The 300-nt window shown below is 53.0% G+C and carries 1 pseudogene; it reads left to right on the top strand.

Features of this window, described 5'->3' with window-relative positions:
• Positions 1 to 300: pseudogene (locus tag CIK04_RS26660) on the top strand (SLC13 family permease); the annotation flags it as partial.

Here is a 300-nt window from a genome sequence, read left to right as displayed (position 1 = left end):
GGTATTGTGACCGCGGTTTTACGTATTCTTGCCGCCGGTGTTTTGGCTGGCGTTTTGATTGAATCTGGCGCAGCAACATCGATCGACAGAGACGATACGTCAAAAAAGTGGGGGAAACACGCGCGCTTCTCGCCCTGGCATTGGCGACCATGATTCTGACTGCCGTTGGCGTTTTTGTTGATGTCGCCGTCATTACGGTTTCTCCGATTGCGTTGGCGATTGCTCGCCGTGCTGATATCTCTAAAACCGCGATTTTGCTTGCCATGGTCGGTGGCGGTAAAGCCGGTAACGTAATGTCGC

The sequence above is a fragment of the Vibrio sp. 03_296 genome, assembly GCF_002265885.1.
The sequence above is the reverse complement of the archived record's forward strand: the minus strand, read 5'-3'. Positions and strand labels throughout refer to the sequence as shown.